Annotated in this window: 18 protein-coding genes and 1 pseudogene; 5 read left to right on the top strand and 14 right to left on the bottom strand. The window is 39.9% G+C overall.

The features are described 5' to 3' along the window. Window position 1 precedes the first annotated feature (1 nt). From dnaB to QM867_RS03745, 5 genes are all read right to left on the bottom strand, one after another. A complete protein-coding gene (gene dnaB / locus QM867_RS03765; RefSeq protein WP_414315202.1) occupies window positions 2-1,336 on the bottom strand; it encodes a replicative DNA helicase in 1,335 nt (444 codons plus the stop codon). Continuing rightward, the gene (locus QM867_RS03760; protein ID WP_075228945.1) at window positions 1,333-1,671 is read right to left on the bottom strand and encodes a hypothetical protein; all 339 of its coding nucleotides are present in this window, start codon (window positions 1,669-1,671) and stop codon (window positions 1,333-1,335) included. Before QM867_RS03760 ends, dnaB begins: the two co-directional genes overlap by 4 nt. Beyond that, window positions 1,668-2,096 (bottom strand): hypothetical protein, encoded by a 429-nt coding sequence (locus tag QM867_RS03755; RefSeq protein WP_414315201.1) that lies wholly within the window; start codon window positions 2,094-2,096, stop codon window positions 1,668-1,670. Before QM867_RS03755 ends, QM867_RS03760 begins: the two co-directional genes overlap by 4 nt. Before the next feature lie 10 nt (window positions 2,097-2,106). Continuing rightward, the gene (locus QM867_RS03750) at window positions 2,107-2,397 is read right to left on the bottom strand and encodes a hypothetical protein (RefSeq protein WP_023937079.1); all 291 of its coding nucleotides are present in this window, start codon (window positions 2,395-2,397) and stop codon (window positions 2,107-2,109) included. 108 nt (window positions 2,398-2,505) lie between these two features. Next, the gene (locus tag QM867_RS03745) at window positions 2,506-2,712 is read right to left on the bottom strand and encodes a helix-turn-helix transcriptional regulator (RefSeq protein WP_045763047.1); all 207 of its coding nucleotides are present in this window, start codon (window positions 2,710-2,712) and stop codon (window positions 2,506-2,508) included. A 72-nt stretch (window positions 2,713-2,784) separates the two neighbouring features. Here QM867_RS03745 and QM867_RS03740 point away from each other — a divergent pair, with 72 nt between their 5' ends. Continuing rightward, window positions 2,785-3,315: a hypothetical protein gene (locus tag QM867_RS03740; protein WP_414315200.1), complete on the top strand. Its 531-nt coding sequence runs from the start codon at window positions 2,785-2,787 to the stop codon at window positions 3,313-3,315. Between the two features lie 25 nt (window positions 3,316-3,340). Here the strand turns inward: QM867_RS03740 and QM867_RS03735 are convergent, their stop codons facing one another. The 3 genes from QM867_RS03735 to QM867_RS03725 all read right to left on the bottom strand — a co-directional run bounded on the left by QM867_RS03735 (window position 3,341) and on the right by QM867_RS03725 (window position 4,169). After that, the gene (locus tag QM867_RS03735; RefSeq protein ID WP_180364491.1) at window positions 3,341-3,481 is read right to left on the bottom strand and encodes a hypothetical protein; all 141 of its coding nucleotides are present in this window, start codon (window positions 3,479-3,481) and stop codon (window positions 3,341-3,343) included. Window positions 3,482-3,556: 75 nt separating this feature from the next. Then, window positions 3,557-3,832 carry a hypothetical protein gene (locus QM867_RS03730; RefSeq protein ID WP_414315199.1) on the bottom strand — a complete coding sequence of 92 codons (276 nt, stop codon included), beginning with the start codon at window positions 3,830-3,832 and terminating at the stop codon, window positions 3,557-3,559. A 61-nt stretch (window positions 3,833-3,893) separates the two neighbouring features. Continuing rightward, entirely contained in the window at window positions 3,894-4,169 is a 276-nt protein-coding gene (locus QM867_RS03725) for a hypothetical protein (RefSeq protein ID WP_414315198.1), read from the bottom strand. 169 nt (window positions 4,170-4,338) lie between these two features. Between QM867_RS03725 and QM867_RS03720 the strand changes: the two are divergent. The 4 genes and pseudogenes from QM867_RS03720 to QM867_RS03705 form a co-directional block, all read left to right on the top strand. Further along, a pseudogene (locus QM867_RS03720) lies at window positions 4,339-4,524 on the top strand (helix-turn-helix domain-containing protein); the annotation flags it as partial. Between the two features lie 42 nt (window positions 4,525-4,566). Continuing rightward, complete coding sequence (locus QM867_RS03715; RefSeq protein ID WP_414315226.1) at window positions 4,567-5,316, top strand: S24 family peptidase; 750 nt, start codon at window positions 4,567-4,569, stop codon at window positions 5,314-5,316. A gap of 425 nt (window positions 5,317-5,741) precedes the next feature. Further along, on the top strand, window positions 5,742-6,887 hold the full coding sequence (locus tag QM867_RS03710; RefSeq protein ID WP_414285408.1) for a tyrosine-type recombinase/integrase: 1,146 nt from the start codon (window positions 5,742-5,744) through the stop codon (window positions 6,885-6,887). Window positions 6,888-6,993: 106 nt separating this feature from the next. Next, entirely contained in the window at window positions 6,994-7,851 is an 858-nt protein-coding gene (locus QM867_RS03705) for a DUF975 family protein (RefSeq protein ID WP_371608299.1), read from the top strand. A 47-nt stretch (window positions 7,852-7,898) separates the two neighbouring features. Here QM867_RS03705 and QM867_RS03700 read toward each other — a convergent pair whose 3' ends face one another. The 6 genes from QM867_RS03700 to thrC all read right to left on the bottom strand — a co-directional run bounded on the left by QM867_RS03700 (window position 7,899) and on the right by thrC (window position 13,666). After that, window positions 7,899-8,261, bottom strand: coding sequence for a DUF1304 domain-containing protein (locus tag QM867_RS03700; RefSeq protein ID WP_371608300.1), 363 nt, complete (start codon window positions 8,259-8,261; stop codon window positions 7,899-7,901). Between the two features lie 10 nt (window positions 8,262-8,271). Then, entirely contained in the window at window positions 8,272-8,697 is a 426-nt protein-coding gene (locus tag QM867_RS03695) for a MarR family winged helix-turn-helix transcriptional regulator (RefSeq protein WP_371608321.1), read from the bottom strand. A gap of 224 nt (window positions 8,698-8,921) precedes the next feature. Next, window positions 8,922-10,046, bottom strand: coding sequence for a LysM peptidoglycan-binding domain-containing protein (locus QM867_RS03690; protein ID WP_371608301.1), 1,125 nt, complete (start codon window positions 10,044-10,046; stop codon window positions 8,922-8,924). A gap of 176 nt (window positions 10,047-10,222) precedes the next feature. Next, window positions 10,223-10,837 carry an HAD-IA family hydrolase gene (locus QM867_RS03685; protein WP_371608302.1) on the bottom strand — a complete coding sequence of 205 codons (615 nt, stop codon included), beginning with the start codon at window positions 10,835-10,837 and terminating at the stop codon, window positions 10,223-10,225. Between the two features lie 3 nt (window positions 10,838-10,840). Next, the gene (locus tag QM867_RS03680) at window positions 10,841-12,121 is read right to left on the bottom strand and encodes an MATE family efflux transporter (protein WP_414273727.1); all 1,281 of its coding nucleotides are present in this window, start codon (window positions 12,119-12,121) and stop codon (window positions 10,841-10,843) included. Between the two features lie 60 nt (window positions 12,122-12,181). Then, window positions 12,182-13,666, bottom strand: a complete 1,485-nt coding sequence (gene thrC, locus QM867_RS03675) for a threonine synthase (protein WP_414315197.1) — start codon at window positions 13,664-13,666, stop codon at window positions 12,182-12,184. Between the last annotated feature and the right edge of the window lie 52 nt (window positions 13,667-13,718).

Here is a 13,718-nt window from a genome sequence, read left to right as displayed (position 1 = left end):
TCTACCCCTCCACACTTGAAAATTTTGTGTATTCTTTGTGAAAATACAACTTCACTGTCCCTAGACTACCATGCCGATTCTTTTCCAGGATCAGTTCTGTTACGTTATTTGCTTCCTGACTGTCAGCTTGCTCTTTCTGATAATAGGCATCACGATACAAGAAAGCTACAATGTCTGCATCTTGCTCAATCGAACCAGATTCTCGCAAATCTGATAGCATTGGGCGCTTGTCCTGTCTCTGCTCAACCAACCGACTCAACTGCGATAAGGCTATGACAGGAACCCTCAAATCCTTTGCTAGTATCTTCAATTCCCTTGAAATTTCAGAAACAATCTGCTGACGATTCTCCCTCTTTGAACCAGTAATCAACTGCAAGTAGTCAATGATGATAATGCCTAGACCGCCCATTTCTTGAGAAAGCTTTCGAGCCTTTGACCGTATTTCTGAAATCCGAATACCGGCAGTATCATCCACGAAAATAGGCGCATCATAGAGATTGCTTTGCGCATGTACAAGTCTTTTCCACTCATCTGTACTAAGATTACCAGTCTTCAAATGATAACCTGGAATCATCCCCTCAGATGCCACCATGCGCTCAATCAATTCCTCTGCTCCCATTTCAAGCGAGAAAATGACAGCAGGTTTTCTTTCCATCGTAGCCACATGCTTTGCAATGTTCAATGCTAGCGCCGTCTTACCCATAGCAGGACGAGCAGCAAGGATGATAAGATTCCCTTCATGAAGGCCTGTTGTAATCTTATCTAATCCGACAAAGCCAGTAGATAGACCAATCACGAATCCATCTGTCTGCGAGCGAGTCTCGACTATCTGCATATGTGTATCAAGAATATCGGCCACATTACGAAATCCATTTCCAACATTTTGATTACTGATATCAAGAATTGATTTTTCAGTTTTTTCGATGATTTCATTGATAGAAATATCTCCCTGATATGCATTAGAAAGTGATTCCGACAGTTCAGCAATTACTTTCCGAAGCGTAGCCTTTTCTTTAACCAGTTTGGCATAATGCTCCACATTTTTTGAAGTTGGTGTTGAATTTACCAACTCTACAACATATGTCATGCCCCCAATATTTGAGATGTCACCCTGATTAGTAAGCGCAGAAATCATGGTAGTAGCATCGATTGGCTCACCTTTTTCAAGCAGAGACAACATGGTTTTAAATACAATCTTGTTGGCAGGCTTATAGAAATCATCTGGAGTCAATTCGTCTGCCAGCGAAATGATTGTGTCAGGTGCAATAAATACCGCTCCCAGGACAGATTGTTCAGCCGCTAGATCATGAGGTGGTATTCTAAAATCTTCACTCATGCGCTATTCCCCCAATATTTTTCTAAATCCACATTCATCACTGCAGCAAGATTCTTTTGCTCAGTTAGGATTTGACGACGATAAGGCGCAAGCCCAGCTTGTCGCTCCTCCTCACTTCGTGGCAAGTAATATCCGTTCGGTTTCATCTTCTTAGCTACGATAGGATGACCAAAATTGACACGTAAGCTCTCGATGACTTCTTCTAACTTACGTTTTGAAAGTCCAGTTTCGATACGAATTTCACTCGCTTGAATGGGCAGGTCGAAAGTCGCGCAATTCATGATCATGTTTAACACACGGATTTCCATCTCACTCATTTCACGACTAACACTCATGTCTTTGCCCTCCATTTTCTTGGATTCTGACGGAAATCCAAAGTCATTTCCTGATAAAGCAAACGCCCATTTTCTTCTAAGAGGCCTGCATTTTGCTTTCTTAGAAAATCATTATTACCTGCTTCTTCCAGGTAGTCCTGAGCCAGTCTGTCATAATCTTCGATGCATGCTCTAAAAACTTGTGGTACATCCTCAAGCGATGAAGCCAGTCCTACAGGTGGTTGGGAATCATAAGTGAATCCTCTATCACAGTTTTTCAAGTTTCTTCGGGCAACTTCTCTAAAATCCTCAGTTTCTTCAATGATGATCACTGTTTTTTCTTCAGTCTTTTCTTCATCTTTGGATGTAAGTAGCATCAGGATGAAGACCACAATAAAGATAGTCACTAAGCCAAGCAATTGGCTTGATAAAGTTGGTTCTGTCATTTTGTTCTCCTTATGCTCTTAATTTTCGTACTTCTTTTTCTAATTCCAAAATCTCATAAACATCATTGACATCGTACATAATATCTTTCCCTTGCTTACGAAATCTTAATCCTTTACGTTCTAACTTCTTAATATAGGCATGAGTAAAGCCGAACTTCTTCATCAAAGCCTGTTGATTGATTGGCATGCGATCATTCTCTAACTGCTCCTTGACCTGCTTTTCAGCAAAGGCCAATAATTGATTCGTGAACAATTCAGCACTTTCACCGTCCAATCGTAATTGTAACGTTATCCCTTCCATTTTCTACATCCTCTCAACTATGCGGGCAAGCATTTTTGTGATATAATGGTTTTAGTTATTTAAGTATGCGCCTGATTTCCGTCAGGTGCTTTTTTTTTAGTTATACAGTTACCGTTTTGGTGACTTTCTTGGTAAAAAAATATCTTGCAAAGGTTTATCAAAAAAGCTACGCAAGAAAAACATTTCATCCTGAGTAAAAGCGCTCTGTCCCTTCTCTTTCTGACGATATGCCGTCTCAGAAATTCCAAGCTTTTGAGCTAATTCTTTCTGTGTAATGCCTTTTTCTTTTCTTAGTTGATACAAATAAATTTGCACGTTCCTACCTCCTTATTTTTCTATTTGTTCCTCGCAATTCTGCTATAATAAAGCTAGAAGGGAGGTGATCTAATGCCACAAATCACCAATGATAATGTCCAAATTTGGACACTCTATATCACAGTAATCATTGCAGTTGTCGGTTTTGTTTTTAATACCATTTCACTCTGGCAAACGAAGAAAGCTACAGAGGATATGGCAAAGCCTTATATTAATGTTTATGTAGATGCCTATGCAGTTAAAAATCAACAACGTACCTATGTTTTTAAAAACTTTGGCCAAACTCCAGCATATATAGATAATATTCAGATAGATGGAGAATTGGATTCATTGAATTCTGTACACCGCTTCGGCTCACTCATCGGAAATATGATTGCACCAGGACAAAAATTTACATCATCGATACAACCAGATTATAAAGGACGAATCACACTGACAATTACCTACTCAGATAACAAGAAGCACAAATATACAGATGAGTTTATACTTGATGCTACCTTGGCATCTGCAATGCTCTACACAGTAAACGAGAGCAACAATAGCGACTCTCCTGCAACAGCTATCAGACAATCGACCATGGCTCTATTACGCGATCTACGATAGCCTCATCTCCGAATGATTTTACAGTTCAAACATCACGTAAACATTCAATTTTTATCTCAACAGTTTCATCGTCAAGTGTATTGGCGATGATTTTATTTTTTGCATCGATAACTTCGTTCAGGTCTTTGCAAATTAGTGAATAAAATACTTTAACATTTGCATTCATTATCCCTCTCTCCTTTCTCTTTTTTTCGCTCCATGAGCAACAGCCTGCCAGGGAGTCGAACCCTGGTGCTACCGATCAGGCTACATTCATTTTGTCCTGCATTCCTGCGAATGATGCATCAAATCGAATGTCATCGATTTCGTCTTGAGTGAAGCCAGCATCAAGAAGGTAACGCTCTTGACGTCCGATCTCTTCTGTCAACTCTGTCCATCCAAAAGCGAATTGACGGCAGTTGTTCCAGAATGATTCAAGCTGACCATAGAGGAAGCGTTCCTCGTATGTGTTTTGAAGCAAGGTTTCTGCAACCACTGCTTTGAAGATGTTGATTGCTTTCTCGTTTAATGTGTTCATTGTGTTTCCCTCCGGTTTATTTTGCTCTTGGATCAACAACTAGGAGGGGAATCGCGCCCCTCTACGCTACCCTAGTTTCTTTCACTTCTTCAACCTTTTCAAGAACCAAGATTGTAAGAGCCATTTCTTGAAAGTCCTTGTCATCAAATCCGATGACGTCACCGTAAACTCTGATTGCTGTCAATAGTGTGTTATACAATTCGTACATATCATCTGATGATAGCTTTTCACGATCTAGGATTTCTCCAAGTTTCAATGAGCGTTCTCTGCGATTCTTAACTTGTAAGATTTCTTTTGCTAGTGCGATTTGTTCTTGTGTTGTAAGTCCTTTATTCATTGTGTTTCCCTCCGGTTTGTTTTTTGTTATTTCCTTAAGCTTGATTTAATTATATCACCATTTTGGTGACTTGTCAACAATATTTTAATTAAAAAGTAAAAAAAGTTGCGTTTTCGGTGACTTTTTTATATAATCTACTTATAGAATTACTGAAATTGAGGTACGGAACATGGATTTGAAAAAATACATTGGAAACCAAATTAAAACCTTTCGAAAATCAGCCGGTTTTACTCAAGATGAACTTGCAAAAAGATTGAATACTACAAAACAAACAATCAGTCGATACGAAAAAGGAGAAAGAAAAGCAAATCAAGATATGTTGTTTGAGTTATGCGATATCTTCGGTGTCTCGATAGATGATTTTTTTCCTTCTCAAAAAGATAAAGGGAACTCAATCATGAATAAAGAAGAAATTGGCATTGTAATAGGCGAAAATATAAAGCAATATAGGCTTCAAAATGGTTGGACTCAACAAGAATTAGGGACTAAGATAGGGATAAGTAAAAATGCTATCGGGAATTACGAGAAAGGTTTTAGATCTCCTAAAAAGGATACAATGTTTGACTTGGCGAATGCTTTTAACATTTCGATTGATGACCTTTTCCCTCCGATTCAAAAAGACTCTTCTTCTCCCACTTCCTCCATCCAAACCATCTACGATGAACTAAACCCTCCAAGACAAGTAAAAGTCCTGAATTATGCAAAGAGGCAACTGAACGAGCAGAAAAACGAAGAAGAAACGAAGATAAACGAAGTATCGGAGGAAATTATTCAGCTCTACAGTTACGACTACTACGACCACCCAGCTTCTGCAGGTACAGGACAGTATTTGAACGATGTGCGAGTGGAACGGATTGAGTTGCCAGTAGATATCGATGCCGACTTCGTCATTCCAATCAAAGGGGACTCCATGGAGCCTGACTATCACGACGGCGACCTGGTATTCATTCAGACCAGCGTGGACTTAAATAACGGTGTTATCGGAGTATTCAACTACAACGGCGATGCTTATATCAAGCAGCTTGTCATTGATGAAGACCAAGCCTACCTACATAGCCTAAACCCAGCCTACAAAGATATGCCAATCACACCAGAGACCGACTTCCGAATTATCGGTGAAGTCGTGGATTTGTATAGAGAGAAGTAAGAATATTATTTTTTAAAATATTAAAGATTTTATTTAAAAAATAAAAAACAGTTGACTTTTTTTAAAAAAACATTTAGAATGAATTTATTAGAGAAAAAGCGTCGGGATCTCTACGGGGACCGATACGGGAAAACTCCTTCATTCTAAATAGAATGGGGGAGTTTTTTTGAAGCCATTTAAAACAATCGAGGAACAAATCGCAACACTAAAAACAAGAGTATAAATTAAAACCAGCTATTTCCAAAATGGAAATAGTTCAAATAAAAAAATCCCCACACTCTCCGAACGCCATCTTTGAGTGTGAGGTTTCAACCTTCCATGTGACAAGCAATCGAAAGGATGATAAAAAAATACAACTATAGTTTATCATAAGTTCTACACCTTTTCAACTATGCGGGCAAGCAATCGAAAAGAAAGGACATTTTATGATAAAAAAATACATTACAAAAAAAGGAGAGACTAGATACCTCTTTCAAACTTACCTGGGCATTGACCCAGCAACTGGAAAAGAAAAACGCACAACACGCCGTGGTTTTAAGACCATCAAAGAGGCCAAGGCAGCCGAACGTGATCTTCTCTTAGATGTTGAAGAAAATGGTTTTTCAAACAATGAGGATTTCCAGAACCCTACATTCGCTGAAGTTGCTGAGCTATGGCTTGAAAGCTACAAGAGCACTGTAAAACCAACAACATATCAGAACGTTAAGAAAAAACTTAATGTTATGATTGACTCATATTTTACAGATATGAAGATTCAGCAAATCAGTGTAGCTTATTGTCAAAAGGTTGCTATCAAGTTAAGTAATCGCTATATCCTATATGCTAATTACTACTCTGTCATCAGCCGTATTTTCAAGTATGCCACTTCTATTGATATCATTAAGTCAAATCCCTTAGACAAGATTATCAAGCCTAAAAATAAACCCTTAAAGGGCAAAGAAAACTACTATACAAAACAGGAACTAACGGATTTTCTTAAAGTTTCCAAAGCAAATTTTAAGCCTGTAGACTATACCTTTTTTCACTTACTCGCTTTTTCTGGCTTGAGAACTGGAGAAGCAATCGGCCTCATGTGGTCAGATGTTGACTTTGAAAATAAACGGTTAAGCATTTCTCGCACGGCTGTCGTGATTGGCAAAAAACAAACTGTCCAGGATCCTAAAACTAAAAGGAGTAAGAGGGTTATCACCTTAGATGATGAAACTCTGAATGTTTTGAAACTCTGGAAACGACAGCAAATAAAAGAATATTTCCAAGTTGGTAAAGCATACCAACATGATTCGAATTATATCTTTACGAATAATAGCGGTGGATGGCTTTTAGCTGCAACTATGAAAGTGAAGCTTAGCAGATTCTTTCGTAAACACAATAAACTTAAAAAAATTTCGCCTCACGGATTTAGGCACACACATGCTTCTCTCCTTTTTGAAGCTGGTGTTGCAGCAAAAATTATTTCAGATAGACTCGGTCACAATAATGTTCAAATCACTCTTGATATGTATACCCACATCAATGATAATCAACGTGTTGAAGTAGTTGATCAGCTCATGGATTTCATCCGCTCCAGCTAAAAGTAAAGTCGTATTCAATATCGTATTCACTTTTGGTTAACACGCTAGAAGTCCACTGTTTTCAAAGGATTAGCAAGCTATGTACTATTTATGGTATAATGAAAGAATGAAATACCCAAAAATTAATTTAAAAGAAGTTCGTCAACAAGCTAAACAGTTTCAAGCTGAACATCCACGTCTATTGCTTGTCTTTCTATTACCAAGCATTTTCCTGATTCTATCCAGCTTTATAAGTCCATTATCCCTACTTGATGAGGGGATTCTTGAGCAATCCTTCTTTACTTTTTTGATGAGCTTGATCCAGTCTTCACTCTTTCCTCTAGCAGTCGGATTTACAAGTTCTATTATCCTAGCTGGTGCTCTGTTTACAACCATTAATCTTTATAGAATTTCCGAGATAGAGCTTTCCTTTAAAGATAGCCTGTCCTTACTTGACAACCGCTTCTTCACCCAGACCTTTCTGACTCTCTTGCTCAAGCGTTTCTATCTCTTTTTGTGGAGCATCCCTAATATTTTTGGAGTCTACTTGCTCTTCTATAGCAGTGCCATGGCTCGTAAATTTGTAGAACTTCATCCCGAATTTCCAGCCGTAGACGTCACCAATTCAGATATCGAACATTTTCTGCTCACTTTTGCACTCTACTTCTTTGGTAGCGTCTTTCTGATGATTTTGGGAACCATTGCCTATCTGCCACAATACTACGCTTATTCCCAAGTAGAGCTGCTCCTATGTGATACCCTTGCAATTGGAATTGCCAAGCCAAGCCGCGTACTCAAAACCAGTCGCTTCCTTATGAAAGGCTATAAGTTCCAACGCTTCGTTCTTGATTTACAGCTACTTCCTTGGTATCTCCTTATCTGGATCAGCTTCGGAATTGCGAGCATCCCTACTTTCCCTTATATCTATAGTAGTCAATTCTTCTTTTATCAAAGATTACTCGAAATCAAGCGGAGAAAAGTTTAATGTGAATGATTAAAACCAGCACCTTCAATAGAAAGTGCTGGTTGTTTTTATTTCAAGAAAAGGATGCTCAAGAGGGCTAAAATAGCTGGCCCACCTTGCTTTAGAATGATTTTTTTATCTGCTGTTAAGGCACCATAAGCCGCTGCTCCTATGACAAATAAAACAAAGATTGTCACGATTTCAAGGCTCTGCGAGAAATAGATTCCATAAAGAAGAAATAGACCTATCAAGGCATTGTAAATTCCCTGATTCTTGAAAAGAGAGGTTACTGATGGCCTTCCTAATTCTTCCTTATCCATGTTAAAGACACGACTGGTTGTGTCCGATTGGGTTGCGATACTCTCCAAATAAAAGATATAAAAATGTTCGAGGGCAACAAGGGTTGCTAAAATAGTAGTAATGATTGACATCGTTTTCTCCTTAAAATTCTATTTTTTCTAATCCTGATACTAGTTTTGTCAACAAAGCTATCAGGTCTTGCTGCTCAGTAGAGGATAAGATGTTCTCCATCTGTTCCTTCACTCGCAAGTGATGTTTAGGCGGATTGACCAAGAGTTGATTCTTGGCTTCTTGGGTTAATTCAACTAAGACTTCTCGCTGATTGATTGGATTCCGATTGCGACTGACATAGCCCTCTGACTCCAGTATCTTAAAATGACGGGTCAAGGCTGCCTGGTCAATTTGTAACTTCTCCTGAACGGCAATCTGGTTACAGGGTGACTGTTGCAGTAAAGATTGCAGGATTTGATAGCGGGTCAAACTAATTCCCAATTGTTTCTCAAAAAGTTGAGTGATGGTCTGATCTGTTAAATGAAGCTGGTAAAGTAAATCATGCATTTTTAGTATTTTCTCCTTTCTTTGATATTTGATTTATCAATCATTGACTTATCAAGTATATTACAAATAAATTGACTTTGCAAGTCTTTTGCTTACTCCGTTAAATTAGTCTCCTAGTCACAATCCCTCAAGGCTATGTTTTTCTATTTTATGCCTGGAGTTTATTTACGCTATCTAAGAGTTTGAAAATAAAAAAAGAAGCGGAAACTCAAGTTCCCAACTTCTTAATATTCTTAGTTCATCGATACGTGAACGTGATCATAGTGGTTTTCTGTAACACTACCACGGTCTGGCATTGGATTCCAAGTGTAGGCTGGTCCGTATTTACTATCAAATGGTGCATAGAAACGTTGTTTCCAGATGATGTAGCTTATGCCACGGCTAGCCATATTTTGGATAGCATAATCTGCAATTTGGTCTCCAAGAGCAGAGCTTACTGGAACCATAAAGTCAATGGCAAGTCCTTTTCCGTGGTCTCCACTATCTCCTGGACGGTAACCACTAAATGATGTGATTCCGAACAAGTTAGCTACTTCCTCTTTAAAGGCAGCCGTTTGTGGCTGAAGACCTGCATTTTCTGATTTTGAAGCTGCAATACTTGCATAATCAGGTGCTGCTGGTGCTGCATAAGTCGCTGATGAACCTTGGCTTGCTTCAGCTTGATAAGTTGATGGTGTTGATTGAGTCTCTGCTACAGTTTCTGTAACTAGTGCTTCTGTTGTAGTCGTTTCTTTCACTACAAGTGTTTCTGCTACCGGCTCTTCTACTGGTGCTGAAACTTCTGCAACAGCTCCTGTTGTTGTTTCTGCTGCAGATTCTTCTGCTGGTGTTGCAACTTCAGTAGTGGTTTCTACTACTGACTCTTCTACCGGTGCTACAACTTCTGTAACAGCTGCTTCTGCGACTGGCTCAGCTACAGTTGTTTCTGCGACTGGTTGAGTTAAATCTTCAACCTGTACAGTTTGGTCATCTACAGTGACTTGGTTGGTTGTCAAATCTGCTGTTGCAGTTGTGCCTTCGCCTCCTTGAACTGCATCAGGGGTTTGAATTTCAACCTCTGTCACTTCTTCTTTTTCATTGACAGTTGTTGTAAGGACTGTCTCAGGGAAGATCAAATCAATATTGCTGATCTTGTTCAGGTTAGCAAGAACGGTCACATCCACTCCCAAAGCTTCGGCAATGGTACTTAAGGTATCACCATACTGAATCGTATAGCTTGTTTTATTCTCATTCTTAGTAACATCGTTTTGAATTTGCTCAACACTACGCGCTGTCCACACTAATTCTTCTGCTTGGGTTGCCAATACAGGGGCAAGGGATAAGGCTACTGTTGATGCTAAAATAATTCTTTTCTTCATACTATCAAACTCCTTTTCAAATGTAGTACCTGTCTATCATAACACAAAGAAAATAGAAAAAAAGCCCTTTTGGGGCTATTTAACAGAACTGTACATTCGTTGTAACAAATCACATTACTTGAAATAGTTTGTTAGTTTCTTGTCATCAGGCTGACACATTCTTCTTGCAGAAAATTCTAGAAGGAAAGCGAGCTAATGTCTTCTAAATGCTCTATCTGTTGATTACAAGTTGCAGGAGAGGCAAGAAAATTGATACTCTGGATGCCACTGTTTTGAGCAAATTCGATATCCAAAGTCCGATCGCCGATATAATAAGTCTGCTGAGGATCTAGTTCATACTTATCTAGAAGATAAATCGCAGCTTCTGGACTAGGCTTCCGAGAAAAGCCACTTTGATTGGTTAAAATTTCTGTGAAATAGTGGGCCAAACCCAAATTCTCCAAAATTGTAAAAGCATTGTCCCCTTTATGGGTATAAACAAACTGCTCAATTCCTTGCTGGTCTGCCCAAGCTAAGATTTCACGCGCCCCCGGCATCAGAACAACTTGAGCATTCTTCTCAGCCAAACTCTGAGCACGAACCTGATTGAGCATATCAGCATCCAAGCTTCTTTCTTCTCCCACCTTTTCCAACAGATCTTGAACGGAAGTTTTTAGAATAAAGGCACGAACCTCAGCCTTATCATAAGGAATGTCAAACTGGGCAAAAGTCTCTTCGATTCCTGCTAAGATAGCCTCATAAGAGTCTAACAAGGTCCCATCTAAATCCCAGATAAATCCAATTTTTTTCATATGTCATCCTTTCAAAGAGATATATTGCTTATAACGATAGCGCAGGAAGAACCAGCGAAAACCATTATCCAAAAGCGTTCCTGCCCAAATACCAGGCAAGCCCCAACCAAGAACAATTCCCATCAGATACCCTGTTCCGATACGGATACACCACATTCCGATACTTGTCGCATAAAAGGGGAGGCGTGCATTTCCCAACCCCTGCCAGACAGCTGTATAAATGACTGTTCCCGTCGTCATAGGAGTTCCTAGTAGTGAGAACAGCGTCACCAAAACACTGGCTTTAATGGCCGCAGGATCACTAGTGTAGAGGTGACTTAGGGGCGTTCCAAGAGCATAGATACTAAGTGTTAAGGGCAACATGAGAAAGAGCGATAGCCAAAAAGTTTGCTTACTTAAGTTGTCTACCCTTGCCCAATCATCTTCTCCAACTGCTCGAGCCACCTGCATGACTGTTGCTGTAGCGACACCAAAGGCTGGCATATAATTAAACTGAGTCAAGACTTCACCGATTGCATTTCCTGCGACTGCCTCCGTCCCAAAGGAAACAACCAAGGCAATAATGACCACATCACCAGCTCGCATCATGAGACGCTCTCCCGCTGCAGGTAAAGCCAAAGTCAGCAAGTCTTTATCCAGTCCAAACCTTGGTTTCGTATATGGAAGTTTTAATTGTGAGCACAAAATGATAACTCCGACCAAACGAGACAAAATAGTTCCCCAAGCTACACCAGCTATGCCCATATCAAGAACAAAAATAGCTAGACTTGAAAAGAGAATATTCAAGGCATTGGATAAAAGACTCACATAAAGGGGAAGACGCGGATTATGGGTGGCGCGAATCAAGGCTCCTAGACTAGTCATCAAGCCCAAGAGGACGATTGTTCCACCGACCAAAGCTAGGTATAGTCCTCCACTCTCAGCCACAGCCGCTTCTGTCCCCAAAAGACCAATCATCTCTTGACCGGCAAAGATGGACAAGAACCCTAAAATCAAGCTCAAAAGCAAGGTTATCTTGAGCGCTTCTGTCACGTGGTAGGCTAGTCTAGACTGGTCCTTCTGCCCCAAACTTTTGGAAATAACACTGGAAATCGCAGCTCCTAGAGCAATAAAAATCGCTTGGTAAATGGTGATAATGTTACCCGCTACAGACACACCCGAAATGGCGATTAAGCCTAGATGTGCTACCAGATAACTATCCACCATTCCCATAAGCATCTGTAAAAAATTTTCACCCATGGCTGGCAGAGCTATGTTGAGAATGTCTTTATATTTCTTAAACAATCCTTCCTCCTGATGAAAAGAAACTCAGTTAGTTTCCCAACCGAGTTTACTTCCTCTGTTTTAAAGTCCTAGATAAGATTCTACTGCAGTCTGCATCTCTGATGCTGCAACAGTTGTCTTGTGACGAACTGGAGCTGTTTCAAGGCCATCCACTGCTGGTGGCACTGCTACTCCTGAGATTTCATGTAATTGAGCCAAGGCTTCAAAGTCGCTAAGACCTGATTGTCCAGTTACAGCTTCTACTGCAACGACTGGGAATTTGTAAGGACTAGCTGTTGAAGCAATCACCGTCTTAGTCACATCGCCTGTTGCTGCTTGGTATTTTTTAAATACGGCTGAAGCAACTGCTGTATGAGGATCCTCGATATAAGAATCTGACTCGTAAACACGCTTGATTTCTGCTGCGGTTTCCGCTTCTGTCGCATACTCTGCCGCAAAAAGATCAAGAATCTCTACATCAAAATCTTTCAATTCATACTGACCTTGAGTGTTCAAGGCATCCATGAGTTCAGCTGTCTTAACCGCATCATTACCCAAAAGATGGAAAATCAAGCGCTCCAAGTTTGAAGATACCAAGATATCCATAGACGGACTAGTGGTCACCTTAAACTCGCGCTTCTTGTCATAGACACGAGTTTTAAAGAAGTCTGTCAAGACATTGTTGTCATTTGAAGCACAGATTAGTTTCCCAACTGGCAGACCGATTTGTTTAGCGTAAAAGGCAGCCAAGATGTTCCCAAAGTTTCCTGTCGGAACGGTGAAGTTGACCTTGTCACCAGCCTTAATCTCGCCAGTTTTAACAAGCTGAGCGTAAGCATACACATAATAGACAATCTGTGGTACCAAACGGCCAATGTTCATAGAGTTGGCTGATGAAAATTGCAACTTGTTAGCTGCTAATTTTTCACGAAGGGCCACATCATTGAACATATGCTTCACATTAGTCTGAGCATCGTCAAAGTTTCCATCAATAGCGATAACATGAGTGTTGTCACCAGTTTGAGTGGTCATTTGCAACTCTTGTACCTTGCTGACACCATCTTTTGGATAAAAGACGATAATTTCAGTTCCAGGAACATCCGCAAATCCTGCCATAGCAGCTTTCCCAGTGTCCCCAGATGTCGCTGTCAAAATGACAATCTTGTTTTCCAAGCCATGTTTCTTAGCTGCCGTTGTCATAAAGTATGGCAAGATAGACAAGGCCATGTCTTTAAAAGCAATGGTTGAACCATGGAAGAGTTCCAAGTTGTATTGACCATCAAGTTTGACAAGAGGAGCAATGGCTGGAGTATCAAACTTGCTATCGTAGGCGTTGGTAATACAGTAGTCCAACTCCTCTGCTGTAAAGTCATCCAAGAAGGCTGACAAAACAAGCTTGGCTACTTCTTGGTAAGAAGCGTCCTTTAATGTGTCAAAATCCAAATCTACCTTTGGATAACTAACCGGAGTAAACAAACCTCCATCTGTTGCCAAACCTTGCAAAATCGCTTGGCTGGCTGTTACGGTATTTTTTGCGTCTCGCGTTGATTGATAAACTAATGTCATAAATCTCTATCCTTTATCTATAGTCTCATCCATTATAACATGATTTTTCAGA

Source organism: Streptococcus infantis (assembly GCF_047463635.1).
Taxonomy (GTDB): domain Bacteria; phylum Bacillota; class Bacilli; order Lactobacillales; family Streptococcaceae; genus Streptococcus; species Streptococcus infantis_W.
The sequence above is the reverse complement of the archived record's forward strand: the minus strand, read 5'-3'. Positions and strand labels throughout refer to the sequence as shown.

What these genes read in the sequence shown, in the direction of transcription:
- dnaB (WP_414315202.1), bottom strand. Translation starts at nt 1,336, where the DNA reads ATGAGTGAAGATTTTAGAATACCACCTCATGATCTAGCGGCTGAACAA.
- QM867_RS03760 (WP_075228945.1), bottom strand. Translation starts at nt 1,671, where the DNA reads ATGAGTGTTAGTCGTGAAATGAGTGAGATGGAAATCCGTGTGTTAAAC.
- QM867_RS03755 (WP_414315201.1), bottom strand. Translation starts at nt 2,096, where the DNA reads ATGACAGAACCAACTTTATCAAGCCAATTGCTTGGCTTAGTGACTATC.
- QM867_RS03750 (WP_023937079.1), bottom strand. Translation starts at nt 2,397, where the DNA reads ATGGAAGGGATAACGTTACAATTACGATTGGACGGTGAAAGTGCTGAA.
- QM867_RS03740 (WP_414315200.1), top strand. Translation starts at nt 2,785, where the DNA reads ATGCCACAAATCACCAATGATAATGTCCAAATTTGGACACTCTATATC.
- QM867_RS03735 (WP_180364491.1), bottom strand. Translation starts at nt 3,481, where the DNA reads ATGAATGCAAATGTTAAAGTATTTTATTCACTAATTTGCAAAGACCTG.
- QM867_RS03730 (WP_414315199.1), bottom strand. Translation starts at nt 3,832, where the DNA reads ATGAACACATTAAACGAGAAAGCAATCAACATCTTCAAAGCAGTGGTT.
- QM867_RS03725 (WP_414315198.1), bottom strand. Translation starts at nt 4,169, where the DNA reads ATGAATAAAGGACTTACAACACAAGAACAAATCGCACTAGCAAAAGAA.
- QM867_RS03715 (WP_414315226.1), top strand. Translation starts at nt 4,567, where the DNA reads ATGAATAAAGAAGAAATTGGCATTGTAATAGGCGAAAATATAAAGCAA.
- QM867_RS03710 (WP_414285408.1), top strand. Translation starts at nt 5,742, where the DNA reads ATGATAAAAAAATACATTACAAAAAAAGGAGAGACTAGATACCTCTTT.
- QM867_RS03705 (WP_371608299.1), top strand. Translation starts at nt 6,994, where the DNA reads ATGAAATACCCAAAAATTAATTTAAAAGAAGTTCGTCAACAAGCTAAA.
- QM867_RS03700 (WP_371608300.1), bottom strand. Translation starts at nt 8,261, where the DNA reads ATGTCAATCATTACTACTATTTTAGCAACCCTTGTTGCCCTCGAACAT.
- QM867_RS03690 (WP_371608301.1), bottom strand. Translation starts at nt 10,046, where the DNA reads ATGAAGAAAAGAATTATTTTAGCATCAACAGTAGCCTTATCCCTTGCC.
- QM867_RS03685 (WP_371608302.1), bottom strand. Translation starts at nt 10,837, where the DNA reads ATGAAAAAAATTGGATTTATCTGGGATTTAGATGGGACCTTGTTAGAC.
- thrC (WP_414315197.1), bottom strand. Translation starts at nt 13,666, where the DNA reads ATGACATTAGTTTATCAATCAACGCGAGACGCAAAAAATACCGTAACA.